A 24,747-nucleotide genomic window follows, 5' to 3' on the forward strand; every position below is an offset into this window, starting at 1 on the left:
GCATTGATGTCTTGGCACAGCAAGGTCTTGTGGTCTGAAGGGCTGTTCTTGAAGCCCCAGCATTTTCAACAGGCCGACCGATATGTGGAAGGCTTGGTGAAGTCCCGTGTCTCCCACACGACGCCTTATCCCTGGGGCTTCTCGGACATCGAGATCGACCGGGACCTGGCGCAGCGCTCCAAGTTCGGCTTGCGCCGGGCGTGTGGCATCCTGCCGGACGGGACGCCCTTCGACCTGCCGGGCAACAGCCCCGCCCTGGATCCCATCGACATCACCGCTGAGGCATCCAACCAGCTGGTCTGGCTGACCTTGCCCATGGAAGCGGTCAATACGCGGGAGGTGGATCACAAGGACCGCGAGAGCGCCTCGCGTTATTTTTCAGCGCCCGAGATCTTCATCGATTCCACCGCCGACCTGCGCCAGGAGGAAGAGATCGATGTCGCCCACCCGCGCCTGGTCCTCAAGCTCGGGCGCGCGCCCAAGGCGGGCTATGTCAACATCGCCGTGGCGCGCATCCTGGAGGTGCGCGACCGGACCGTGCTGATCGACGAGAAATTTGTGCCGCCGCTGCTGGTCACCATGGCAAGCCCGGTGGTGACGGGGTGGATCGACCGGGTCATCGGCTGGCTGGACACCAAGCTGGAGGAATTGGCACGCTACGCGGCCGACCCGACCGCGGGTGGGGGGTTACAGAGCGTCGACTATCTCATCCTGCAATTGCTCAACCGCAGCCTGCCGGTGTTCCGCCACATGCGCGGCTCGGCCTTCGTGCATCCCGAGCGGCTTTATATTGAACTCCTGCGCCTTGCTGGCGAACTGGCCACCTTTGCCGCGCCCGATCGGCGCGCGCGCGTCTATGCGCCCTATGACCATGATGATTTGGAGGGCATTTTCGCCCCGGTGCTGCGGGACATCCAGGATTATCTGAGTGCGCGGCTCGGCCGCCGGGTCATTCGGCTGGAAATCGTCGAGCGCGCCGCCAACGCCTTCATCTCCATCATTCGCGACCGGTCCTTGTTCCGCACCGCCACCTTCGTCCTGGAGGTGGGCGCCGACCGGCCCCTGGCGGACATCCAGACGCAGTTCCCGCATCTGTTCAAGGTCGGGCCGAATTCCAAGATGAACGAGATCGTCAACGCCCACCTGCCCGGCATCGCCCTGCTGCATATGCCGACGCCGCCCCAGCAGATCCGGGCGCTGACGAACCATGTCTATTTCCATTTGGACAAGTCGTCCCCGCTCTGGGGCGACTTCAGCACCGCCACTTCCATCGGCATGCACTTTTCCGGCGACTGGCCGGGGCTCGCACTGGAGCTCTGGGCCGTGCTTGAGGACCGGCGATGAACGATCCGTTCAACGAGCCAGGGGATCGTACCGTTTTCCGACCCAATCCGGGGGGGCGGCGAACGCCCTCTCCCTCCGGCCCGCAGGAGGCACCGGGGCCATCGGGCTGGGCGGCGCAGCCCGCGCCCATCGCGGCGCCCCAATCGCCGGTGGCGGCCGTGCATCCCGGCCAGGCCGGAGCACCGCAGGACCAGTGGGGCGCGCCCGATGCGGATGGAGCGCCAAGGGCCTCCTTCGCCCGACCGGCCCTGCTCGAGCGGGAGCAGATGATCCTGCCGCATCAGAACCCGATCATGCGGTCGGCGGGTCCCCTCCTGCTCCTGCTCGGGCGGCTGCGCATCGCCCTCATGCGCGCATCCTTCGCCGAACTCATGGAGACGGCGGCGGAGACCATCACGGCTTTCGACGCGGAGATGAAGCGCGCGCAGGTTCCGCCCGCCCAGGCGACCGCCGCCAAGTATCTTTTGTGCGCGACGGCCGACGACATCGTCCAGCACATCCCCAATGAGGATCGTCAGCTCTGGGCGCAATATTCCATGCTCAGCCGCTTCTTCGGCGAGCGCATTGGCGGCGTGCGTTTCTTCGAGGAGCTGGACAAGGCGATCGCCGATCCCGTCCATAATGCCGACCTGCTGGAACTGCTGCACGCCTGCCTCGCCCTGGGCTTCCAGGGCAAGTACCGCACCATGGCCAATGGTCAGGCGACCCTGCAATCGCTGCAGCGGCGGACCTATGAGGTCATGAAAGGCGTGCGCCGCCAGACCCCCGAGGAGCTTTCGCCGCGCTGGGTGGGGCTTGACCTGAAGTCGCGGCACGGCCGGGCTCGGGTGCCCTTCTGGGTGTCCGGCGCACTTGTCTCCGCCGCTTTGGTGGCGCTGTTTGTCACCTATTGGACCTTGCTGTCGGGCGACGCGGAACTGGCTGCGCGGGATCTTGCCGGCCTTCATCCGCCGGTGGAGCTGGCCCTGTTCCGGCGGGCGCCGGTGCCGCCACCGCCACCGCCGCCACCGCCGCCGGAGCCGCCTCCCGGGCCGACGCAGACGCTGACCCAGTTGCAGCGCATCCGCCTGCAGTTCGCCCCGGAGATCGCCGCCGGAGAGGTGTCGGCCACGGCGGTGGGCGGCCATATCATCATCCGCGTTTCCAACGGTCTCCTGTTCGAGTCCGGCAAGGCGCAGGTGAAGCCGCAGTTTTCCGCCATGGCCGGCAAGCTGGCTGAGGTCCTCAACCCGGAGCCCGGCCCCATCAAGGTGGTCGGCCACACGGACAATGAGCCGGTCTCGGGTGCGCGCTTCAAATCCAATTTCGAGCTCTCGGTGGCACGGGCGAAGGCGGTGCAGAAGGACCTGCGCCAGCTGATCTCCCCGCCCGACCGCGTGGTTGCAGAAGGCCGCGGCGAGGACGAGCCGGTGGCGCCCAATACCAATGCCGCCAACATGGCCAAGAACCGCCGGGTCGAGATCTGGATCGACCGGGCCGACTGACCGCCGACCGGATGGGGTCTGCGAAGGGGCCTGCGATGGGGATGAACGGGATGGAATGTCGAACATGACGCGCAATCTGTGGATCAACATGGCCGTGATCGCAGCGGGCGTGGTGGCGCTTTCGGCCGTGATCTGGTTTGCGGCGCCATTGCTGGCGATTGCCGGTGTCCACCCCTTCGAGAGCGAAGGGGTGCGCCTGGTGTCCGTTCTGGTCGTGTGCCTGTGCGGCATGGGCTCTGCGGCCTGGATGGCCTATAGCAGCATCAAGGCCAGCCGCGCGCTGGGCTCGGCCATGGCCGAAGGCCAGGATGAGGACGACAGCGCCGTCCTGCGCACCCGCATGAAGGAGGCGCTGGAGACCTTGCGCGCCTCCGGCAAGGCCAATGCGGATTATCTCTATGATCTGCCCTGGTACATCATCATCGGGCCGCCCGGCTCGGGCAAGACCACGGCGCTGGTCAATAGTGGGCTGAAATTCCCGCTGGCGGGCGGGCAGACGCCCGCGGCCATCGCCGGCATCGGCGGCACGCGCTATTGCGACTGGTGGTTCACCGAGGACGCGGTCCTGGTGGACACGGCCGGCCGCTACACCACGCAGGACAGCAATGCGGCCCTCGATCGGCGCAGCTGGCTGTCCTTCCTGGGGCTGCTGAAAAAGCACCGCCCCCGCCAGCCCATCAACGGCGTCATCATCGCCCTATCCATCGCCGATCTGGTATCCCTCGACGAGGCCGAACGCACGGCCCATGCCGCCGCCGTGCGCAGCCGGCTCACCGAACTGCATGACCTGCTGAAGATCGATTTCCCGGTCTATGTGCTGTTCACCAAGATGGACCTGATCGCGGGCTTTACCGAGTTTTTCGCCGACCTTGGCGAGATGCAGCGGCGCCGGGTCTGGGGCGCCACCTTCCAGGACCCCAAGAAGAACCAGAATCTGGTGGGGCGCGTGCCCGAGGAATTCGACGCGCTGCTGGAGCGCCTCTCCGAATTCCTGCCCGACCGCCTTCAGGCCGAGAATGATCCCACTGCGCGGCTGCGGATCTTCGGCTTCCCGGCGCAGTTCGTCACGCTCAAGACCCCCATCGTCACGTTTCTGGGCCGGATCTTTGAGCCGACCCGCTACCATTCCAACGCCACCTTGCGCGGATTCTATTTCACGTCCGGCACCCAGCAGGGCACGCCTATCGACCGCATCATCGGGTCGCTCTCCCAATCCTTCGGGGCGCAGGCGCTCGGGGAGGGCTATCTGTCGGGAACGGGCCGCAGCTTCTTCCTCAACGATCTCGTGCGCAAGGTCATCATCGGCGAAGCCGCCTGGGTCTCCACGGACCGCGCCGCTGTTCGCCGCAATTTCATCCTCACCACCTGCGGCTATGTTGTTCTGGCTCTGGCGACCGCCGGTGCGGTGGCGGCGTGGACCACCAGTTATACCCGCAACGAGCAATTGATCGCCCGCACGCAGGACGAGGCCGCCACCTATAAGCGCAACGCCGCCGCTCAGCTCGACATCAAGGTGGTGGGTGACCGGAAATTCGAGCAGATCCTGCCGCGGCTGGAGGAGCTGCGCCGGCTGCCGGCGGGATATGCCACAAAGGACGATCCCACCCCGCTTACCGAGCAGTTTGGCTTGTCTCAGCGCGACCGGCTCACCTCGTCGGGCCTTGCCGCCTATCGGGCCGGTCTGGAGCGATACCTGCGCCCGCGCCTCCTGTACCGGTTGGAGGAGCAGCTCAATGCCGCCAGCGCCGCCGGGCCGACTGCCGTGCAGAGCAAGCTTTACGAGCCGTTCAAAGTCTATCTCATGCTCGGCGGCCAAGGCCCGGTGGACAAGGGCATCATCCTGGACTGGGCCCGCGAGGACTTCGCCAATGTGCTCTATCCCGGGCCCGAAAAGGCCGGCATGCGCCGGGCGCTGGAAGACCACATCGCCGCCATGCTCGAGCTCGACACGGGCACCGCAGCCAATATCCCGCTAAATGGCCCGCTGATTGAGGACGTGCGACGGATGCTCATCCGCATGAACGTGGCCGAGCGCGCCTACCAGATCCTGCGGTCGCGCACCCACTCCGGCCGGGTCTCCGACTGGGTCCTCGGCAAGGCCGTCACCGATGCCGCTTCCGTCTTCGCCACTGTCAACGGCTCCGGCATCGACACGGTGCGCGTGCCCGGCTTCTTCACCTATGACGGCTTCCAGGTGGGCTTGATCGAGGCCCTGCCCGGCATCTCCGCCCAGTTGGAGAAGGACCGCTGGGTCCTGGGGGAGGGCGGTCAGATGGCGGTCGTCGGCGCGCAGTTCGACACCTTGTCGGACGACATCCTGAAGCTTTATGCGAGGGACTTCATCAAGGCCTGGGCGGACGCCCTCAACCGCCTGCGCATCCGGCCGCTGACGGCGGACAAGCCCCAATATGCGGTGCTCTACGCCATCTCCGCCGCCGCCTCGCCGTTCAAGCAGATATTCGAGGAGATCCGCACCCAGACGCAGCTCTCCCGCCCGGCCAAGGCGCCGGATGCCACTGCGGGCGCGGCGCCGGCGCGGCCGCCGGTGGTCTTTTCCACCGGCACGTCGGCCGGACGGGCCATCGAGGATTATTTCCGTCCCTTCTACGCAGTGCTCGACCAGGGGCAGGGCGGCCGGCCCGTGGATCTGGCGGTGGGCTATTTCAGCGACATCTATAACGGCCTGGTCGGAACCTTGAACGATGCGTCCCGCTCCAACCAGATGACGGCCGCCACGCGCGAGAGCGTCCGCAATCTGCGTGTTCTGGCCACGCGCTTCCCCGCGCCGTTCGCGCAAATGCTGCGGGCGGCGACCGACGACCTGGAAGGCAATGTGGCCAGCGTCGTTCTGGGCGATCTGCAGAAGTCGCTGTCCGAGACGGTCACGCAGGCCTGCCAGCAGATCATTGCCGGCCGCTACCCCTTCAGCCGGAACGCCGAGCTTGAGGTTCAGCCGATCGAGTTCGGCCGCCTCTTCAGCCCCGGCGGCATCATGGACCGCTTCTTCAAGGAGGAGCTTGCGCCCTTGGTGGAGCAGCGGGGAACGGACATGGTCTGGAGGCGCGAAAGCAAAGTGGGGGCCCTCCTGTCGCCGGCGGCGCTCCAGCACTTCCAGCGGGCGGCCCTGATCCGCGACGCCTTTTTTGCGGCGGGCGGAAACCAGCCCTCCTTCACTTTCTCCGTCTTGCCGCTGACCGCCAATGATCCGATGACCCAGATCGTCCTCGACATCAACGGCACGCGGATCGTCTCTCCGGCGGCCCCGGCCCAGCCCCAGGCGGCCGGCCTGTTCGCACCCCGCCCGCAGCCGGCGCCTGCCGCCGCCCCGCCGGCTCCGGTCACGCTGCAGTGGCCTGGCCCGGTCGGCGCCTCGCGCGTGAGCTTGATCGCCACGCCGGTGGTCAGCACCGCCAATCCCTACACCCTGTTCGAGAAGACCGGCACCTGGGCCCTGTTCCGTGCCTTCGACGCCAGCAAGGTCATTCGCCAGGGCAATGATACGGTGCTTGCCATGCGGGCGGGGTCCGAGAGTGCGCGCGACATCCGCTATCAGTTCAATGTGGCCTCGGCCGTCAATCCGCTGACGCTCACCGCCTTGCGGGAGTTCCAGTGCCCGACCACCCTGCAATAGCCGCCATGCCCATCGCGCTCTATGGCAAGCTTCCGGCCAAGCGGGACTTCATCGCCGAGGCGGTCCCGCGGGGCTTTCTCGATACGTTTGAACCCTGGCTGCAAGGCATGCTGGCGGCTAGCCGGTTGCGGCTCGGGACCGAGTGGCAGCGGCTTTTCTATGGGGCGCCGCTGTGGCGCTTCCATCTTGGACCGGGGCATTGCGGGCGGGCCTTGCTGGGCGCCCTCATGCCCTCCGTGGATGGAGTCGGCCGGCCCTTTCCATTGGTGGCCTTCGCCGCCGCCCCCGAGGGACGCACCTTTCCCTCGCCGCTGGCCGATCCTCAGGAGGCCTGGTTCGAGGCCCTGGAGGCCTTCCTCTTGTCGACGCTGGACATTGGCGACTTCGCGCGGATCATGTCGGCGCGGGCCGCGCTGGAGGCGCCAACCCATGCGGATCAGCCGCTCCTGCCGGAGGCCGTCACCGCCCTCAGCGGCACCCTGGCGGTGCTCGGGCAGGCCTTTGTGGAGGCGCCCCTGGAAGCGGTGGCGCAGGCCGATGCCCATCTGGGGGCGGTCTTCTCCTCCTTCTGGTGGACGGTGGGGGGCGCCGCCTTTCCCGCTTCGGCCCTGTGCGGGCGGAGCTTTCCCGACGCGGACGGCTTCTCCGGCATGCTGACGGGGGACTGGTCTCCCCGTCCGCCTCCGCCGGATGGCGCGGCCTGATCGCGCCGATTGGACCGGGCCCCCGCGCGGCAGCTCGCGCTGCGCCGGCTGCGGCGGTGGGGAGCCGATGTGGTTTGCCGCGCCCCCTGCTTTCGCCTGCGAGTTTGCGCTGGCACACACTCGGCGCGCCCCGGCGCGGATAGGACTGCACTGTGCGCCCCCGCTGCGGCGGAGCCGGGCGCCTCCAGAGCAAGGAGCCGCGCCCCATGCCGGCCATGTCCCGATCGAGGGCCCATGAGGGCCCGGCCCTCCTGTCCTACGGCTTCCGGCCGTTCTTCCTTTTCGCCCCGCTGCAAGCCGGCGTGACCCTCCTCGTTTGGATCGCCGTCATCACCGGGCATGTGGAGGTGCCCACTGCCTTTTCGCCGGTGGACTGGCACATCCATGAGATGGTCTTCGGCTTCCAGGTGGCGGCCATCGGCGGCTTCCTGCTCACCGCCATTCCCAATTGGACCGGACGCCTTCCGGTGCGGGGCGGGCCGCTTCTGGTGCTGGTGCTGGCCTGGATCGCCGGGCGGCTGGCGGTCGCATTTTCCGCCCGCATCGGCTGGGGGCCCGCCATGGGCCTGGACATGGCCTTCCTCGTCCTTCTGTCCGCCGCCTGCCTGCGGGAGATCATCGCCGGCAAGAACTGGCGCAATCTCCCCGTGGTCGGCCTCCTCGGCCTGATCGGCGCCGCCAATCTGGCCTTTCATCTGGAAGCACATGTCTCGGGCGAGGCCGCCTTTGCCCGCCGGCTCGCCATCGCCGCGATCCTGGTGCTGGTCTCGCTGATCGGCGGGCGGATCATTCCAAGCTTCACCCGCAACTGGCTCGCCCCGCGCGGGCCGGGGCGGCTGCCGCAGCCGTTCGGTGCCTATGACAAGGCGGTTCTGGCGGCGACCATCCTGTCCCTGTCTCTCTGGGTGGCACGGCCGGAAGCCGCATGGAGCGGCGGTCTCCTTGCCCTGTGCGCGGGCCTTCACCTGGTGCGCCTGCTGCGCTGGGCGGGGGATCGGACCTGGCGCAATCCGCTGCTGGTCATCCTGCATGTGGCCTATGCGTTTGTGCCCGTGGGCTTTGGCCTGACCGCCGCCGCCTGCTTCGGCGGCGTGCCGCCCGGCGCGGGCCTGCACGCCTGGACCGCGGGCGCCTTCGGCACCCTTACGCTCGCCGTCATGTCGCGCGCGAGCCTGGGCCATACGGGCCGGGCGCTGGAGGCGGGCGCGACCACACAGGCCTGCTATGGTCTGGTGGTGCTGGGTAGCCTTGCCCGCATCGCCTCAGCGCTTGATCTCGGCCCGCCCGCCCTGCTGGATGCCGCCGGCCTGTGCTGGTCGCTGGGCTTCCTCCTGTTCGCGCTCGCCTATTGGCCGGTGCTCACCGGTGCCCGCCTGGCGCAGAAGGCGCCGAGCGCGCCCACCGGCCGACCGGCGGTCCCCGCCCGATGAGAGGCGCTTGAACCTCAGGCCGCCGGCGCATCCGCCTGCCGGGCAAGGCCCGTCCGGTCGCGGACGAGCAGCGTTCGGCGGCCGCCGCGCACCAGGCCCTTGGCCTCCCAGGCGCTGAGAATGCGCGAGACGGTGTGGAGCGTGGTGCCGGTGAGTTCGGCAATGTCCCGGCGGGAGAGAGGAAAGTCGATGCGCACCCCCTCCGCCTCCGGGGCGCCGGCCTGCGCCGCGAGGCGCAGCACCACATGCGCCACCCGGCGCTCCACCGCTTCCGTCGACATGTCGCGGATGCGAGCCTGCGCCTCCTCCAGCCGCTGGCCCATCATGCGCAGGGCGCCCATGGCCAGGCCGGGGCTCGCCGATACGAAGCCGTCCCAGGCCTGTGTCGGCCAGCGCGCCAGAAGGCTGTCCACGGCGGCCGTGGCCGTGCCGGGATAGTCGGTCCGCCCCAGGGCGCGCACGATGCCGAACAGGTCGCCGGGATGGACGATGCGCACCATGACCTGCGCGCCGGCGGGCGTGACCTGCGTTACCTTCAGCCGGCCATGGAGCAGCAGGAAGAAGGCGTCGGCGCTTTCGCCCTGCCGGAACACCGCTGCGTTCCGGCGCACATGGCGCGTGGTGGCGCAAAGGCCGAGGCGGGCGCATGTGGCCGCGTCCAGGTCGGCGAACAGCGGCAGGCCGCGCAGGCTGCTGGGGGCCAATCCCATGGGGGCCTTCCTATTTCCCGCCGCCGTCGTCCGCGCGGGCGTGTGCCGCCTGTGCCGGCCTCACGCCCCCTTCGGACGGAATGCGACGAGGCGGGCGGGATCGGTCTCGATGCGCCCGGCGCCGATGAGGTCGAGGCAATAGGGCACGGCGGCGAACACCGCGTCGAGGCAGGTGGCGATGGCCGCCGGCTTGCCGGGCAGGTTGATGATGAGGGTGCGGCCGCGCACGCCGGCTTCCTGGCGGGAGAGAATGGCGGTGGGCACCTCGGCAAAGCTCACGAGGCGCATGCGCTCGCCAAAGCCCGGCAGGGGCTTCTCGATCACATCCGCCATGGCCTCGGCCGTGAGGTCGCGGGGCGCGGGGCCGGTGCCGCCGGTGGTGAGGACGAGGTCCACCCCCTCGGTGTCGCACAGCCGGCGCAAGGTGGAGGCGACGCTCTCCCGCCCATCCGGGATGACGAGGCGGTGGGCCTCCCAGGGCGATGTGATGACATCCGCCAGCCACGCCTCGATGGCCGGTCCGCTGAGATCCTCATAGGTGCCGGCGCTGGCGCGATCGGAAATGGTGAGGATGCCAATGCGAACCACTTCAACCTCCAAGAACTGACATGTGGCGCGCGAGGGCGGGCGCCTCGCCGCGACGGATGACGAAATCATGCCCTTTCGGCTTCGCCTTTATGGCACCGGCAATGGCCGCACGCAGCCCCTCTTCGCCCCGCGCCCGGAGCGGCCCTTTCAGGTCCACCGCATCCTCCTGGCCGAGGCAGGTGTGGAGCACGCCGGTGGCGCTCACCCGCACCCGGTTGCAGCTCTCGCAGAAGGAATGGCTCATGGGCGTGATGAAGCCGATCCGCCCCCCGGTTTCCGCCACCCGCGCATAGCGGGCTGGGCCGCCGGTGCGTTCCGCCGTGTCGGTGAGGCCAAGGCGGGTCTCGATGACGGCGCGCAAGCGGTGGAGGGGCAGATACTGGTCGATGCGGTCGACGCCCACATCGCCCAGCGGCATGGTCTCGATGAAGGTGATGTCCATGCCCTGGCCGTGGGCGAATGAGATGAGGTCGAAGACTTCCTGCTCCGTGGAGCCGGCCAGCGCCACCGCATTGAGCTTCACCTTGAGCCCGGCCGCGCGGGCAGCCCCGATCCCATCCAGAACCTGGGCCAGGGAGCCGCGGCGGGTCAAGGCGCGGAAGCGGGCGGCGTCGAGGGTGTCGAGCGAGACATTGATGCGCCGGATGCCGCACAGGGCCAGAGCCTCGGCGTGGCGGGCGAGCTGCGTGCCATTGGTGGTGAGGTTGAGTTCCTTCAAGGTGCCCTTGGCCAGATGGCGGGAGAGGCTGGCGATCACGTCGAGGATGCCCCGCCGCACCAAAGGTTCGCCACCGGTGAGCCGCAGCTTGGTGACGCCGAGGGCGATGAAGGCGCTGGCGAGCCGGTCCAGTTCTTCCAACGACAGCACCTGGTCGCGGGGCAAAAAGGCCATGTCCTCGCCCATGCAATAGACGCAGCGCAGGTCACACCGGTCGGTGACAGAGAGGCGCAGATAGCGGATGTGGCGGCCGAACAGGTCCACCATGGCGCAGCCGGCGGGGGAGGGGAGGTAGGGGTTGGGCATGACGCGACTCCAGCTCACAGGGCCCGGCCAGTCGGTCCGGACGGCGCGGCGGCATAGGCGCCGCAGGTACAGGCCGGCCCGCACGGGGCGAGCGCGCCCGCGTCCAGTTCCAGGAAGGCGGCGATGGCCTGAAGCCGGCGGGCGCTGAGCGGCTCGTCGCCTGCCGCTGCCAGGAGGTCCAGGGGTGGCAATGCGGCACATTCCTCGGCGCAGGATACGGTGGTGCGCAGGTCGCGCAGCAGGCCATCGCCAATGCCGTAGATCCACCCATGGAGGGTGAGGGGGGCCTGGCGGGCCCAGGCGGCGCGCAGGACAGGCGTGGCGGCGAGGCGGCGCATCTGGAGGGCCACGTTCAGCTCGCACAGGCGGTCGAGCCGCGCCGGCTCGGGCAGGGCGTCGAGCATGGCGCGGTGGCGGGCATAAAGCTCCACGATGGGGGCGAGCCAATGGTCCACCAGCCCGCCGCCGCCCGCGCCCTGGCCATTCTCGATGGCCCGCCGCACCCCGCCGCAGCCATAATGGCCGCACACGATGACGTGGCGCACCTCCAGCACGTCCACGGCAAATTCCAGCACCGCCAGGAGGTTCATGTCGCTGGAATGGACGACATTGGCGATGTTGCGGTGGACGAAGATCTCGCCGGGATCGAGGCCCACCACGTCATTGGCCGGCACCCGGCTGTCGGAGCAGCCCACCCATAGGAAGCGGGGCGCCTGCTGCTCGGCGAGGCGACGAAAGAAGGTGGGGTCCGCCGCATGCTTGGCATTGGCCCAGGCGAGATTGTTGTCGAACAATTCGTCCAGCACCGTGTCCGGCCGGCGGGGGCGCGCGTCAGGCCGGCCCATGGGCATGGCCCCCGCAGCCGCCCGCGCCGCCGCATCCGCAGCCGCCCTCGGCTGCGGCCTGCGCCCCTTCGGCCGCCTCTTCCGCATCCTGGCGAATGGACCAGTCGACCATGGTGCGCAGGCAGGTGGCGGCGGGGTCCGCGCCCTTTTCCAGCGCCGTCATCAAGGCGAGCCAATCCTCGTCGGAGGCGTCCGCGCTGAAACGGGCGCAGGCGGAGGCGGCATATGCTCCGGCGCTCTCGCAATAAGGCGCGCCCGCCTCCCCGGCCCGCCGGGAAAGGGTGATGTCGCCGAGCCCGAACAGGATCTCCGCCGCGAAGCGGTCATCCTGGAGCTGCTTGAGCAGATGTCCCAGAAGCATGGCGGACTCCCTATTGCACGAGGGGCGAGGCCGCCCCCTCCAGCGTGACGCCCCGGATGTCGGCGCGGCCGATGAGCAGGCTGAGATATTGCCGGGTGGCCACATGCCAGGCGGTCAATTCCAGATGGCCGGCAATGGCCGCCTCCGCCATCTCGAAGGGCAGGTCCCGGCCCTCGATGCGGTGGGCGAGGACGACGAGATGGAAGCCGTAGCGGCTTTCCACGGGGGCGGGATGCACGGCGCCCGGAACCATCTGCGCCAACGCCGCCTCGAACTCGGCCACCGTCTGGCCACGGCCGATCTGGCCGAGGCTCCCGCCCACCTCCCGGGACGGGCAGGCGGAATGGGCCCGCGCCATGTCGGCGAAGGCGGCGCGGCCCGCCAGGATGTCCGCGAGGATCGCCTCAGCCTGCGCACGCGCAGCGGCGCGGCCGGCCATGTCGTCGGGCGCGGCGGGGAGGAGGATGTGGGCCACTTCGTAGAGGTCGCCCGAGCGGAAGCTGGCGCGGTTGCGCTCGAAATGGCGCCGGCAGGTTGCGGTGTCGGCAGTGGGCACTTTCACCTCCTGGGCCAGCAAGGCGCGGATGGTGGCCTCCTCATCGGTCTCGCGTGAGCCGTCCCCATGGCGGGCGGGCTCTGCCGCGATGCCCAGGCGCGCGGCCTCGGCGAGCAGCAGCTCGCGCACCACCAGCGCGCGGGCGGCTGCGTGCCAGGCCTCCGCCGGCGTGCGGGCCTCATGGTTCTGGATCTCCCGCGCGATCTCGGCGCGGGAGATGAGGACGCCGTTCACCGACACTTCCTCGGTGCGGGCGGCGCGGACGGGGCGCGGCATGCGGGGGCTGATGATCTCAGTCATGGCCTTCACTCCGCAGGACGGCGCGCGGGCTGCGTGGCCGCGGCGTGGACGGCCGCGATCGGATGGCCCACGGCCATGGGGGCCGCGCGGCGGGCGGGCCGGCGCGAGCGCACCACCTGGTAGCCGGTACGGCCGAGGTACCAGACCGGGGCGCTCCACACATGGACGAGGCGGGTGAAGGGGAAGACGAGGAAGATCGTCATGCCCAAAAGGAGGTGCGCCTTGAAGACGAGGTCCACGTCCGCCACATAGGCGGCCGCCGACGGCTGGAGGGTGAGGATCCCCTGCGCCCAGTTCATGAACTTCACCATCTCATGCCCATCCATGTGGTGGAGCGAGACGAGGATGGTGGACAGGCCGAGCGTCAGCTGCGCCCACAGGATGAGCAGGATGGCCGTGTCGCCGAAGCTGGAAGTGGCGCGGATGCGCGGATCGAACAGCCGGCGGTGGGCGAGCAGGCAAATGCCGATGAAGCACAGCACCCCGGCGATGCCGCCCACCGTGATCGCGAGCCCCTGCTTGAACGAATGGGAAATGCCGAGGGCATCGAACACCCAGATGGGGGTGAGCAGCCCGCCCGCATGGCCGAGGAAGATGACCAGGATGCCCACATGGAAGAGATTGGACCCCCAGCGCAATTGCCGCTTGCGCAGCAACTGGGAGGAGCCGGTCTTCCAGGTGTATTGCTCCCGGTCGAACCGCATCAGGCTGCCAATCAGGAAGACGGTGAGGCACAGATAGGGATACCAGCCGAACAAGGCGGCGTTGATGGCGTTTGACATGTCCGGCCTCCTTCAGGCGGCGGAATGGCGCACGTCCCGCTGGGCGGCGCGCAATTGGGTGCGGAAGCGGTCCACGGAGCAGCCGCCCATGGCGTCGCCCGGGCCGAAGGTGACGGCGGTCTCCTCCCATTCCTTGTCGAGGGCGGCGAGCTCATCGGCGGGCGAGGGCAGGGCCTCGGCGGGTGGGGCGGAGACAAGGCGCGCCGTGCCGGCCAGGCTGCGCAATGCGGTGATGACAGCCGCATAGGCGGTGGCGCGCGCCGTCAGGCGCTCTTCCAGGCCGGCGAGGATATGGTCCACGTCGGCCAGCAGACCCTCCGCCTCGGCGCGGGGGCGGGTGGCGGCATATTCCAGGAACAGCGGCAGGAAGTCCGGCAGCTCGTTGGCCGCCATGAGGAGCCCGCCCTGCTCATAGAGCGCGGCGAGATCCACCATGGCCTGGCCCCGGTCCCGGCTCTCGCCGTGCACATGCTCGAACAGATGCAGGCTGAGGCGGCGGGTGCGGTCGAAGAGGGCCACATACTCCTCTTCGAGCGCATAGAGGTCCGCCGTCGCCAGCCTCTCCAGCAGCGGGGCGAGGGCGTCGAGCTGGGCGGTGCCGAGCCGACCCTCCCCCCGCAGCGCGGCCGAAAGCTCCGGCACCGCCGCGATGAAGGCGGGCTGTGGATAGGTGAGGAGGGCGGACAGGGCGCGCAAGGTCAGATCGTGCGGGGTCGCGGTGGTCATGGCCTTCACTCCACTTCCATGGGGGTGCGGGCTTTGCGGGCCGGGCTGCCGAACAGGTTGAGATCGCTCTCCCCGCCCGAGCAGCCATTGCCAAAGGAAAAGCCGCAGGAACCCCGCAGGTCGAACGTGTCCTCGCCCATCTCTCGGTGGGCGGTGGGGATGACGAAGCGGTCCTCGTAATTGGCGATGGCCATCACCTGGTACATGTCCTCGATGGCCGCGCCGGTCAGGCCCACACGCGTTGCGATCGCCTCGTCGAGGCGCCCGTCCACGGTCTTGGCCCGCATGAAGGCGCGCATGGCCAGCATGCGCTCCAGCGCCCGGGCGACCGGCTCCTCATTGCCGGCGGTCAAGAGATTGGCGAGGTATTTCAGTGGGATGCGGAGCGAGCGCACATCCGGCATGTCGCCGTCCATGCCCATCTTGCCGGCCGCGGCGGCGGACTGGATGGGGGAGAGCGGCGGCACGTACCAGACCATGGGCAAGGTGCGGTATTCGGGATGGAGGGGGAAGGCCACCTTCCACTCCATGGTCATCTTCCAGATGGGCGAATGGCGCGCCGCCTCGATCCAAGCGTCGGGCACGCCATCCGCGCGGGCCTGCGCCACCACGGCGGGGTCCTTCGGGTCCAGGAAGAGGTCGAGCTGGGCCTGGTAGAGCTTCCTCTCGTCCTTGACGCTGGCGGCCTCCTCAATGCGGTCCGCATCATAAAGCAGCACGCCGAGATAGCGGATGCGCCCGACGCAGGTTTCCGAGCACACGGTCGGCTGTCCCGCCTCGATGCGCGGATAGCAGAAGATGCACTTCTCGGATTTTCCCGAAGACCAATTGTAGTAGATCTTCTTATAGGGGCAGCCCGAGACGCACATGCGCCAGCCCCGGCACTTCTCCTGGTCGATGAGGACGATGCCGTCCTCCTCCCGCTTATAGATGGCCCCCGAGGGACAGGCGGCGGCGCAGGTGGGGTTGAGGCAGTGCTCGCACAGGCGCGGCAGGTACATCATGAAGGTGTTCTCAAACTGGCCGTAGATGTCGGCCTGCACACCCTCGAAATTCACATCCTTCCGGCGCTTGGCGAATTCGCCGCCCAGGATCTCCTCCCAGTTCGGCCCCCATTCGATCTTCTCCATCCGCTCGCCGGAGACGAGGGAGCGCGGGCGCGCGGTGGGGAAGGCCTTGGACTCCTTGGCGTTGTGCAGATGTTCATAGTCGAAGGTGAAGGGCTCGTAATAATCATCGATCTCCGGCAAGTCGGGATTGGCGAAGATATTGGCGAGGATGCGCCACTTCGCGCCCATGCGCGGCTCGATCTTGCCGTTGGCCTTGCGCCGCCAGCCGCCGTTCCACTTCTTCTGGTTCTCCCATTCGCGGGGATAGCCGATGCCGGGCTTGGTCTCCACATTGTTGAACCAAGCGTATTCGACGCCCTGCCGGCTGGTCCACACGTTCTTGCAGGTGACGGAGCAGGTGTGACACCCGATGCATTTGTCGAGGTTCAGAACCATGGCGATCTGCGCGCGGATTTTCATTGGGCCGTCTCCTTGGCCGAAGAAGTGGATGCGGCGGGCTGGAGCTCGTCTTCGAGCCAGTCCACCTTGCTCATCTTGCGGATGACGACGAATTCATCGCGGTTGGAGCCGACGGTTCCGTAATAGTTGAAACCGTAGGACTGCTGGGCATAGCCACCGATCATGTGGGTGGGTTTGAGCACCGTGCGCGTCACCGAATTATGGATGCCGCCGCGCTTGCCGGTCTGCTCGGAGCCGGGCGTGTTAATGATCTTCTCCTGGGCGTGATACATCATCGCCATGCCCGGCATGACGCGCTGGGAGACCACCGCCCGGGCCGTGAGCGCCCCGTTGGCGTTGAAGACTTCCACCCAGTCATTGTCGACGAGGCCGGCCCTCTTGGCGTCGTCCTCGGAGATCCACACCACCGGCCCGCCCCGGTTGAGGGTGAGCATCAGGAGATTGTCCGTATAGGTGGAGTGAATACCCCATTTCTGGTGCGGGGTGATGAAGTTGAGGACGATTTCCGTGTGCCCGTTGGGCCGCGCATCCTTGTGCCCGGCGATGGTCTTCAGGTCGACGGGCGGCTTCCAGGTGACGAGTTCCTCGCCGAAAGCCCGCATCCACAGATGATCCTGGTAGAGCTGCTGGCGCCCGGTGAGCGTGCGCCAGGGGATCAGTTCGTGGACATTGGTATAGCCGGCATTGTAGCAGACCTTCTCGCTCTCGATGCCCGACCAGGTGGGGGAGGAGATGATCTTGCGCGGCTGGGCCTGCACGTCGCGATAGCGGATCTTCTCGTCCTCCTTGGGCAGGGCGAGATGGGCATGGTCGCGGCCGGTGTTGCGGGAGAGGGCCTCCCAGGCCTTCACCGCCACCTCGCCATTGGTCTCCGGCGCCAGCATGAGGATGACCTCGGCGGCGTCGATGTCGGTCTCGATCTTGGCCAGACCCTTGGCCGGGCCTTCGCGATGCACGCCGTTCAGGGCCCGCAGCGCATCCACCTCATGGCCGGTCTTCCAGGCAATGCCCTTGCCGCCATTGCCGATGGTCTCCATCAGCGGGCCGAGGGACGTGAAGCGGGCATAGGTGGCGGGATAGTCGCGGGCGACCACCGTGACGGCCGGCATGGTCTTGCCGGGGATGGGCTCCACCTCGCCGCGCTTCCAGTCCTTCACGTCCATGGCCTGGGCGATCTCGGCCGGGGTGTCGTGCAGGATGGGGGTGAGGACGGTGTCCTCCTCCACGCCCAGCACCTCGGGGGCCACCTTGGAGAAGGCGTGGGCAATGCCCTTATAGATGTCCCAGTCGGAGCGGGCTTCCCAGGCCGGGTCCACCGCCGCCGAGAGCGGGTGGATGAAGGGATGCATGTCCGAGGTGTTGAGGTCGTTCTTCTCGTACCAGGTGGCGGTGGGAAGGACGATGTCGGAATAGACGCAGGTGGTGGACATGCGGAAGTCCAGCGTCACCAGCAGGTCGAGCTTGCCCTGGGGCCCCTCGTCCCGCCATTCCACCTCCGTGTTGCGCACGGCGCCTTCCGCGCCGAGGTCCTTGCCCATGACGCCGTGCTGGGTGCCCAGCAGGTGTTTGAGGAAATATTCGTGCCCCTTGCCCGATGAGCCCAGAAGATTGGAGCGCCAGACGAACAGGTTGCGCGGCCAGTTGTCGGGATGGTCGGGATCGTGGCAGGACAGGTCCAGCGCGCCGCTCTTCAGCGCGGTGGCCACATAATCCTTCACCTCCTGGCCGGCGGCCTTGGCGCGCCGGGCGATGTCGAGGGGGTTCTGCTTCAGTTGCGGGGCGGAGGGCAGCCAGCCCATGCGCTCGGCGCGGACATTGTAGTCGATAAAGCTCTGATCCCAGTCGCCCTTGGGCGCGGTGGGGGAGAGGATCTCGCCGGCGGTCAGCGTCTCGTAGCGCCACTGGTCCGTGTGGGCATACCAGAAGGAGGTGGCGTTCTGGTGCCGGGGCGGGCGGGACCAGTCGAGGCCGAAGGCCAGCGGCTGCCAGCCGGTCTGCGGGCGCAGCTTCTCCTGGCCCACATAATGGGACCAGCCGCCGCCGGACTGGCCGATGCAGCCGCAGAACACCAGGAGATTGATCACCCCCCGATAGTTCATGTCCATGTGGTACCAGTGGTTCATGGCCGCGCCGATGATGACCATGGACCGGCCGTTGGTCTTCTCCGCATTGGTGGCGAATTCGCGGGCGACGGTGATGATGGCATCGCGCTTCACGCCCGTGATGCGCTCGGCCCAGGCGGGGGTGAAGGGCACGTCCGCATCATAGGACGAGGCCACATTCTCCCCGCCGAAGCCCCGGTCGAGGCCGTAATTGGCCATCATGAGGTCGTAGACGGTGGCGACCTTCATCACTGCTCCGTCCGCCCCCTGGATGAGGCGCACCGGCAGATTGCGGGTGAGCACTTCGCCGTGGTCGGTCGCGACGAAATGCGCGGTGGCCCGCCCGCCGAAATAGGGGAAGTCCACGGCGGCGATGTCGTCCTCGGCCCCCGCCAGCGTCAGCTTCAGGCGGATGTCGCGGCCGGTGCCGTCCTTTTCCTCCAGGTTCCACTTGGCGCTTTCGCCCCAACGGTGGCCGATGGAGCCGACCGGCGCGACGAGCTCGCCCGCGGCTTCGTCGAAGGCCACCGTCTTCCAGTCGGGATTGTTGGTCTCGCCCAGCGCGCCCGGCAGGTCGCTGGCCCGCAGCAGACGTTCGGGCACGAGCCGCCCGTCCCGCTCCGCCAGCCGCACCAGGAAGGGCATGTCGGAATAGCGGCGCAGGTAATCGTCGAAATAGGGCACCTGCCGGTCGAGGTGATATTCCCTGAGGATCACATGGCCCATGGCCAGGGCGAGCGCCGCGTCCGTACCTTGCTTGGGGTTCAGCCAGATGTCGGCGAACTTGGTCGCCTCGGCATAATCGGGCGTCACCACCGCGCTCTTGGTGCCCTTGTAGCGGACCTCGGTGTAGAAATGGGCGTCCGGCGTGCGGGTCTGGGGCACGTTGGAGCCCCACACGATGATGAAGCCCGCATTGTACCAGTCGGCGCTTTCCGGCACGTCGGTCTGCTCGCCCCAGGTCTGGGGGGAGGCGGGCGGCAGGTCGCAATACCAGTCGTAGAAGGACAGGCACACGCCGCCGAGCAGCGAGAGATAGCGTGCCCCCGCCGCATAGGAGACCATGGACATGGCCGGAATGGGCGAGAAGCCCGCCACCCGGTCCGGCCCATGGGCGCGGATGGTGTGGGCATTGGCGGCGGCGATGAGCTCGTTCACCTCGTCCCAGCTGGCGCGCACCAGCCCGCCATGGCCGCGAATGGAGGTGTAGGCGGCGCGCTTTTCCGCGTCCCCCACGATGGAGGCCCAGGCCGCCACCGGCGGCAGCTTGGCCCGCACCTCGCGCCACAGCTTCAGGAGGCGCCCGCGCACCATGGGATGCTTCACCCGCGCGCCGGAATAAAGATACCAGCTATAGGACGCGCCCCGGGCGCAGCCGCGCGGCTCGTGGTTGGGCAGGTCCGGGCGGGTGCGGGGATAGTCGGTCTGCTGGGTCTCCCAGGTGACGATCCCGCCTTTCACATAGATCTTCCAGGAGCACGACCCCGTGCAATTCACCCCATGAGTGGAGCGCACGATCTTGTCGTGCTGCCAGCGCTTGCGATAGCCGTCCTCCCAGGAGCGATCCTCGTGGGTGACGATGCCGTGGCCATTGGCGAAGGGCTCTGTGGGCCGGCGGAAAAAGGTCAGGCGGTCAAGGAAATGGGACATGGGAATGCCTTCCGTTACGCGGCCGTGGCCGGACGGGGGATGGCGCGCGGGGTGATCCCGCGCTCGATGTCATGCAGGAGGCCGCCCTTGCGGGTGTAGACGGCGAAGGTGAGGAGGAGGCAGCTCACATAGAAGATCAGGAAGGCCCAGAGCGCGGCCTCCGGCGAGCCGGTCAGCGCGATGGAGGTGCCGTAGCCCTTGGGGATGAAGAAGGCCCCGAAGGCGGCGATGGCGGAGGTGAAGCCGGTGATGGCCGCAGCCTCCTTTTCCGCCTGCCGGCGCCGCGTCTCGGCGTCGGCGTGGGGCAGCAGGCGGTCCATCTCCTTGGCCATGATGGCCGGGATCATCTGGAAGGTGGAGGCATTGCCCACCCCGGTGGCGAAGAACAGCACCAGGAAGGCGGCGAAGAAGGCGGAGAAGGCCCAGGGCTCGGCCCGCATGCCGATGGACCACAGCACGCCGCTCACCCCCACCATGGAGAGCAGGAAGACATAGATGGTCACCCGTCCCCCGCCATACCGATCTGCCAGCCAGCCGGTGCCGGAGCGGGCGAGCGCCCCCACCAGCGGGCCGAGGAAGGCGTATTGGAGGGCGTTCACATCCGGGAACAGGATGTTGGTGAGCAGCGGGAAGCCGGCGGAATAGCCGATGAAGGAGCCGAACGTGCCCGTGTAGAGCCAGCACATGATCCAATTGTGCTTGCGCTGGAAGATCACCGACTGCTCGCGGAAGGAGGCCTTGGCGGAGGCGATGTCGTTCATGCCGAACCAGGCGGCAAACGCCGACAGGGCGATGAAGGGCACGAAGAAGAAGCCGGCATTCTGCAGCCAGACCGGCGCCGGGCCCGCCGCCGTCTTCACCAGCGCCGGATCGCCGCCAAGGCCGCCGAACAGCCCCATGGTGATGACGAGCGGCACCACGAACTGCACCACGCTGACCCCAAGATTGCCGAGGCCGGCATTGAGCGCGAGCGCGTTGCCCTTTTCCTTCTTGGGAAAGAAGAAGGAAATGTTGGCCATGGAGGAGGCGAAGTTGCCGCCGCCAAACCCGCACAGGAGCGCCAGGATCAGCAGCACCACATAGGGCGTGTCGGGATTTTGCACGGCATAGCCGATGCCGAGCGCGGGGATGATGAGCGACCAGGTGGTGAGCGTCGTCCAGAGCCGGCCGCCGAAGATGGGCACCATGAAGGAATAGAAGATGCGCAGCGTCGCGCCGGTGAGCCCCGGCAAGGCGGCGAGCCAGAACAGCTCTTCGGTGGTAAAGCGGAAGCCCACCAGCGGGAGCTTGGCCACCACCACCGACCAGACCTGCCAGATGGCGAAGGACAAAAGCAGGGCGGGTATGGAGAGCCACAGATTGCGCCGCGCGATGGCCCGCCCGGTCTTCTGCCAGAAGTCCGGGTCCTCCGGCCGCCAGTCGGTGAGCACGGCGCCGCGCGCCTTGGCCTTGGCGGGGAGAGGGGCGGGCGGCACGGGCGCGAGGCCCTGCATCTCCGGCAGTTCGGGCAGCGCCTTGAGGATGTCGCCGGAGGCTTCCTTTTCCATCTGGCGGATGGACAGGTGCATCCAGGTGAGCGCGACCACGGCGATGACGAAGAGCAGCATGAAGCAGCTCGTCCAAAGCCCGGTCAGGTCGTTCAGCACCCCGAACAGCAGCGGCAGGACGAAGCCGCCGAGGCCGCCGATCATGCCCACGAGACCGCCCACGGCGCCCACATTCTGCGGGTAATAGACGGGGATGTGCTTGTAGACGGCGGCCTTGCCCAGCGCCATGAAGAAGCCGAGGACGAACACCGCCACGGTGAAGCCGACGACCCCCATTTCCATGTGAAAGGCGATGGGGCCGTTGATGCCGCGCACCACATAATCGGTGGGCGGATAGGACAGGACGAAGGTGGCGGCCACCGCCACCAGGAAGGTCCAGTACATGACCCGCCGGGCGCCATAGACGTCGGACAGATGCCCGCCATAGGCGCGGAAGATGCTGGCCGGCACCGAGAAGAAGGCGGCGATCATGCCGGCGGTCTTGATGTCGAGGCCGTAGACCTTCACCAGATATTGCGGCAGCCACAAAGCCAAAGCGACGAAGGCGCCGAAGACGAAGAAGTAATAGAGCGAAAAGCGCCACACCTGGACGTTCTTCAGCGGCTCCAGCTCCAGCCAGGCATTCTTGGGGCGGACGTGAAGGCGCCGCCGCTCCACCAGCACCGGATCGTCCTTGGTGAAGACGAAGAAGAGGACGGCCATCACCACCAAGGCGGCCGCCCAGACTTGCGCCACCATCTGCCAGCCGAACGCCACCAGCACGAAAGGCGCCAGGAACTTGGTGACTGCCGCGCCCACGTTTCCGGCGCCGAATATGCCGAGCGCCGTGCCTTGCTTTTCGGCCGGATACCAGCGCGAGACATAGGCGACGCCCACGGCAAACGAGCCGCCGGCAATGCCCACCCCCAGCGCCGCCAGGAGGAATTGCGGATAGGTTCCGGCGAAAGTGAGCAGGAAGGTGGCCACCGCCGCCGCCAGCATGGTGAGCGAGAAGACGACGCGCCCGCCATAAAGATCGGTCCAGATGCCCAGCGCCACCCGGATCAGGGAGCCCGTGAGGATGGGCGTCCCGATGAGAAGGCCGAACTGTGTATCGGTGAGCCCCAGATCCTGGCGGATGCGGATGCCGATGATGGAGAAGATCGTCCACACCGCAAAACACACGGTGAAGGCGAGTGTACTTAAGGTGAGGGAGGTCCGCTGGTCGGCGGGGTTCACATCCGAAGATGTCTGCATGGCTCGATCTCGCGCTCGGAGCCGGCTTTCCTGTTTGTGGAAAACCGAACCCGTTCAAGATGTTGGAGGCCGATGGGCGACCTCGGTGCGCCGGGAGACGTCACCAGGGTCAGATCGCGCCCGAACTGCACGCTTGCGGCGTGCGACAGCAAAATGGCTGATGTTGGCGGGCGTAACTTTGATTTGTATCAGCTTAAATGAATAGTTTTCAGATTCAGATGATGATTATATTCGGTATAGATTCTGATTAATTTTTGGTCTTTGTGTAATTGATCTTTATTTCTATATTGATTGATATTCGTCAATCAAGGGGTGCCGCGCGTTGCCCGCTCCTCGCCCCCGCGCGCGCCGTGACAGGAGGCGGCGGGGCGGGTGCTGTCCCGGGGAACTTTGCGGCCCGGCTTGATTCTAGTGCGGGAGATCGGCTTCTAATCGTCGCGCGGGTGCCGGGAGGTTAAATGAAGACCGAGGATGTGGATGCCGTCCGGCAGCTTCCCCTGTTCTGGGAGGCCCGCAAGGAGACCTTTGCCCGGATCCTGCGGGGCGTGCTCCTGCAACGCTTTCCGCCCGGCGTCACGCTCATCAGCGAGAGCGATACCGCCGATTTCCTGCACGTGGTGGTGGATGGCCTGGTGGAAATGTACGCCACCGATGGCGGGCGCGAGACGACGCTGTCCCTGGTGCGTCCCGTGGGTACGTTCATCCTGGCGGCGGTGCTGACCGATCAGGTCTATCTGCAATCGGCCCGCACGGTGCTGAAGTCCCGCTTGCTGATGATCCCCGCCACCCATGTGCGCGCCGCCATGGGCACGGACGAGGGCTTTGCCCGTGCGGTGGTGGCGGAGCTGGCGCGCGGCTACCGCTGCACCATCAAGGAAGTGAAGAACCAGAAATTGCGCTCGGGGGCCGAGCGCCTGGCCAATTGGCTGATCCAGGAGCAGGAGCGGGCCGGCGATGGCGCGGGGCTCGAACTGGACGTGGAGAAGCGCAAGCTCGCCTCGCTGCTCGGCATGACGCCGGAGAATCTCTCCCGCGCCTTTTCGGCCCTGAAGGACCATGGCGTCACCAGCGCCGGCCCCGCCGTCCGCATTGCCGATGCGCAGGCTCTTCAGGCCTTCGCACGGCCCAATCCGCTCATCGACGGGCCGGAGTGAAAGCAGGGCCGGGGGACGGCCGGACGCACGCCGCCCCCTCCGGCCTCAATAGATGCCGGTCTCCACCGCCACGCGCCGATAGGCCGCTCCGGCGGTGAAGCCGCCGTCGATAACGAAATCCTCGCCGGTGATGAAGGCGGAGCGGGGCGAGGACAGGAACAGAACCAGTTCCGCAATCTCTTCCGGCGTGCCGCTGCGGCCCATGGGCGTCATGCCGATCATGGGCTGGAGATGCGGGCTGGTGGCGTTCAGCGCGGTCACCACCAGGCCCGGGCAGACCGCGTTCACGCGGATGCCGCGCCCCGCATATTCCATGGCGGCACTGCGCGTGAGGCCGCGCAGGCCCCATTTGCTGGCGGTGTAGGCCGGGTCGTAATGGCCGGAAAAGGCGCTGTTGGAGGAGATATTGACGATGCTGCCGCCGCCGGAGGCTTCCATCAGCGGCGCCACCGCGCGGATGCCGAGGAAGGCGCCAGTGAGGTTCACCTTCAGCAGGCGCTCCCAGGCCGCAAGGGCGGTGTCGGCGACGGTGCTGCGATTGATGATGCCGGCATTGTTGACCAGGATGTCCAGGCGCCCCTTCCAGGCCCGGATCGCCTCCACGGTTGCGTCCCAATCGGCTTCGTCGGTCACGTCCAGGGAACGGAAGCGGGCCTCGATCCCCTCGGCGGCCAGCTCCTGCACAAAGGCTTCCCCCTCGGCGGCCAGCACATCGCAGACCATCACGGCCGCACCCTGCCGGCCGAACAGCCGCGCTTCCGCCGCGCCCTGGCCGCGCGCCGCCCCGGTGACCAGCGCGACGCGCCCCTGCAGTTCCCTCATGACGTGTCCTCTCCCTCAGCCTCAGCCTGTTGCCCCAGGCTCTTGCGTCTCGAACCCCGGCCCGGTTGGGCGCCGCGCCCGTGCGAGGGGTGGCGGTGTCCGTGGCCGTCGGCGGCGGAACGGCGGTCGCGCCTCGATCCCGAAGGCCGTGGGTGCAAATTAGGATAAAACAAATATCGCACAATAGGAGATTTTTGAAGAAAACCTCCTCATCCCCCACCG

At 67.6% G+C, this 24,747-nt stretch carries 17 protein-coding genes and 1 pseudogene; 6 read left to right on the plus strand and 12 right to left on the minus strand.

The window, feature by feature from the left end:
* The first annotated feature begins 6 nt into the window (after positions 1 to 6).
* From tssK to ACT54L_RS13280, 5 genes are all read left to right on the plus strand, one after another.
* The gene (gene tssK / locus ACT54L_RS13260; RefSeq protein ID WP_476086056.1) at positions 7 to 1,344 is read left to right on the plus strand and encodes a type VI secretion system baseplate subunit TssK; all 1,338 of its coding nucleotides are present in this window, start codon (positions 7 to 9) and stop codon (positions 1,342 to 1,344) included.
* Positions 1,341 to 2,828, plus strand: a complete 1,488-nt coding sequence (gene icmH, locus ACT54L_RS13265) for a type IVB secretion system protein IcmH/DotU (protein ID WP_476086057.1) — start codon at positions 1,341 to 1,343, stop codon at positions 2,826 to 2,828. Before tssK ends, icmH begins: the two co-directional genes overlap by 4 nt.
* A 64-nt stretch (positions 2,829 to 2,892) precedes the next feature.
* Positions 2,893 to 6,459, plus strand: coding sequence for a type VI secretion system membrane subunit TssM (gene tssM, locus ACT54L_RS13270; RefSeq protein ID WP_476086058.1), 3,567 nt, complete (start codon positions 2,893 to 2,895; stop codon positions 6,457 to 6,459).
* Between the two features lie 5 nt (positions 6,460 to 6,464).
* Positions 6,465 to 7,163: a type VI secretion system-associated protein TagF gene (tagF, locus tag ACT54L_RS13275; protein WP_476086059.1), complete on the plus strand. Its 699-nt coding sequence runs from the start codon at positions 6,465 to 6,467 to the stop codon at positions 7,161 to 7,163.
* 206 nt (positions 7,164 to 7,369) lie between these two features.
* Entirely contained in the window at positions 7,370 to 8,593 is a 1,224-nt protein-coding gene (locus tag ACT54L_RS13280; RefSeq protein WP_476086060.1) for an NnrS family protein, read from the plus strand.
* A gap of 14 nt (positions 8,594 to 8,607) precedes the next feature.
* On the opposite strand, the gene ACT54L_RS13285 is transcribed toward ACT54L_RS13280, so the two are convergent.
* From ACT54L_RS13285 to ACT54L_RS13335, 11 genes and pseudogenes are all read right to left on the minus strand, one after another.
* Positions 8,608 to 9,303: a Crp/Fnr family transcriptional regulator gene (locus tag ACT54L_RS13285; protein WP_476086061.1), complete on the minus strand. Its 696-nt coding sequence runs from the start codon at positions 9,301 to 9,303 to the stop codon at positions 8,608 to 8,610.
* A 60-nt stretch (positions 9,304 to 9,363) separates the two neighbouring features.
* Positions 9,364 to 9,891, minus strand: a complete 528-nt coding sequence (mog, locus tag ACT54L_RS13290) for a molybdopterin adenylyltransferase (protein ID WP_476086062.1) — start codon at positions 9,889 to 9,891, stop codon at positions 9,364 to 9,366.
* 1 nt (position 9,892) lies between these two features.
* On the minus strand, positions 9,893 to 10,915 hold the full coding sequence (moaA, locus tag ACT54L_RS13295) for a GTP 3',8-cyclase MoaA (RefSeq protein ID WP_476086063.1): 1,023 nt from the start codon (positions 10,913 to 10,915) through the stop codon (positions 9,893 to 9,895).
* 227 nt (positions 10,916 to 11,142) lie between these two features.
* Positions 11,143 to 11,766 (minus strand): annotated as a pseudogene (locus ACT54L_RS13300) (carbonic anhydrase); the annotation flags it as partial.
* Positions 11,747 to 12,121: a hypothetical protein gene (locus ACT54L_RS13305; protein ID WP_476086064.1), complete on the minus strand. Its 375-nt coding sequence runs from the start codon at positions 12,119 to 12,121 to the stop codon at positions 11,747 to 11,749. The pseudogene ACT54L_RS13300 and the gene ACT54L_RS13305, both read right to left, overlap by 20 nt.
* Before the next feature lie 10 nt (positions 12,122 to 12,131).
* A complete protein-coding gene (locus tag ACT54L_RS13310) occupies positions 12,132 to 12,977 on the minus strand; it encodes a peptidylprolyl isomerase (RefSeq protein ID WP_209103493.1) in 846 nt (281 codons plus the stop codon).
* A 5-nt stretch (positions 12,978 to 12,982) separates the two neighbouring features.
* The gene (narI, locus tag ACT54L_RS13315; RefSeq protein ID WP_476086065.1) at positions 12,983 to 13,759 is read right to left on the minus strand and encodes a respiratory nitrate reductase subunit gamma; all 777 of its coding nucleotides are present in this window, start codon (positions 13,757 to 13,759) and stop codon (positions 12,983 to 12,985) included.
* Between the two features lie 12 nt (positions 13,760 to 13,771).
* Entirely contained in the window at positions 13,772 to 14,485 is a 714-nt protein-coding gene (gene narJ / locus ACT54L_RS13320) for a nitrate reductase molybdenum cofactor assembly chaperone (protein WP_476086066.1), read from the minus strand.
* Between the two features lie 5 nt (positions 14,486 to 14,490).
* Positions 14,491 to 16,014 (minus strand): nitrate reductase subunit beta, encoded by a 1,524-nt coding sequence (gene narH / locus ACT54L_RS13325; RefSeq protein ID WP_476086067.1) that lies wholly within the window; start codon positions 16,012 to 16,014, stop codon positions 14,491 to 14,493.
* Positions 16,011 to 19,766 carry a nitrate reductase subunit alpha gene (locus ACT54L_RS13330; protein ID WP_476086068.1) on the minus strand — a complete coding sequence of 1,252 codons (3,756 nt, stop codon included), beginning with the start codon at positions 19,764 to 19,766 and terminating at the stop codon, positions 16,011 to 16,013. The genes narH and ACT54L_RS13330 overlap by 4 nt, the downstream gene beginning before the upstream one ends.
* 14 nt (positions 19,767 to 19,780) lie before the next feature.
* On the minus strand, positions 19,781 to 22,549 hold the full coding sequence (locus ACT54L_RS13335; protein WP_476086069.1) for a nitrate/nitrite transporter: 2,769 nt from the start codon (positions 22,547 to 22,549) through the stop codon (positions 19,781 to 19,783).
* Between the two features lie 458 nt (positions 22,550 to 23,007).
* On the opposite strand from ACT54L_RS13335, the gene ACT54L_RS13340 reads away from it, so the two are divergent.
* Positions 23,008 to 23,703 (plus strand): helix-turn-helix domain-containing protein, encoded by a 696-nt coding sequence (locus tag ACT54L_RS13340; RefSeq protein ID WP_476086070.1) that lies wholly within the window; start codon positions 23,008 to 23,010, stop codon positions 23,701 to 23,703.
* A 45-nt stretch (positions 23,704 to 23,748) separates the two neighbouring features.
* Here the strand turns inward: ACT54L_RS13340 and ACT54L_RS13345 are convergent, their stop codons facing one another.
* Positions 23,749 to 24,525 (minus strand): SDR family NAD(P)-dependent oxidoreductase, encoded by a 777-nt coding sequence (locus tag ACT54L_RS13345; protein ID WP_476086071.1) that lies wholly within the window; start codon positions 24,523 to 24,525, stop codon positions 23,749 to 23,751.
* Between the last annotated feature and the right edge of the window lie 222 nt (positions 24,526 to 24,747).

The organism is Aquabacter sp. DMC10 (genome assembly GCF_056314145.1).

Bases quoted from the DNA above. Each gene is read 5' to 3' on its own strand.
- tssK (WP_476086056.1), top strand. From the start codon at position 7: ATGTCTTGGCACAGCAAGGTCTTGTGGTCTGAAGGGCTGTTCTTGAAG.
- narJ (WP_476086066.1), bottom strand. From the start codon at position 14,485: ATGACCACCGCGACCCCGCACGATCTGACCTTGCGCGCCCTGTCCGCC.
- ACT54L_RS13345 (WP_476086071.1), bottom strand. From the start codon at position 24,525: ATGAGGGAACTGCAGGGGCGCGTCGCGCTGGTCACCGGGGCGGCGCGC.
- tagF (WP_476086059.1), top strand. From the start codon at position 6,465: ATGCCCATCGCGCTCTATGGCAAGCTTCCGGCCAAGCGGGACTTCATC.
- ACT54L_RS13340 (WP_476086070.1), top strand. From the start codon at position 23,008: ATGAAGACCGAGGATGTGGATGCCGTCCGGCAGCTTCCCCTGTTCTGG.
- moaA (WP_476086063.1), bottom strand. From the start codon at position 10,915: ATGCCCAACCCCTACCTCCCCTCCCCCGCCGGCTGCGCCATGGTGGAC.
- tssM (WP_476086058.1), top strand. From the start codon at position 2,893: ATGACGCGCAATCTGTGGATCAACATGGCCGTGATCGCAGCGGGCGTG.
- ACT54L_RS13330 (WP_476086068.1), bottom strand. From the start codon at position 19,766: ATGTCCCATTTCCTTGACCGCCTGACCTTTTTCCGCCGGCCCACAGAG.
- ACT54L_RS13280 (WP_476086060.1), top strand. From the start codon at position 7,370: ATGCCGGCCATGTCCCGATCGAGGGCCCATGAGGGCCCGGCCCTCCTG.
- ACT54L_RS13305 (WP_476086064.1), bottom strand. From the start codon at position 12,121: ATGCTTCTGGGACATCTGCTCAAGCAGCTCCAGGATGACCGCTTCGCG.
- narH (WP_476086067.1), bottom strand. From the start codon at position 16,014: ATGAAAATCCGCGCGCAGATCGCCATGGTTCTGAACCTCGACAAATGC.
- ACT54L_RS13285 (WP_476086061.1), bottom strand. From the start codon at position 9,303: ATGGGATTGGCCCCCAGCAGCCTGCGCGGCCTGCCGCTGTTCGCCGAC.
- ACT54L_RS13335 (WP_476086069.1), bottom strand. From the start codon at position 22,549: ATGCAGACATCTTCGGATGTGAACCCCGCCGACCAGCGGACCTCCCTC.
- icmH (WP_476086057.1), top strand. From the start codon at position 1,341: ATGAACGATCCGTTCAACGAGCCAGGGGATCGTACCGTTTTCCGACCC.
- narI (WP_476086065.1), bottom strand. From the start codon at position 13,759: ATGTCAAACGCCATCAACGCCGCCTTGTTCGGCTGGTATCCCTATCTG.
- ACT54L_RS13310 (WP_209103493.1), bottom strand. From the start codon at position 12,977: ATGACTGAGATCATCAGCCCCCGCATGCCGCGCCCCGTCCGCGCCGCC.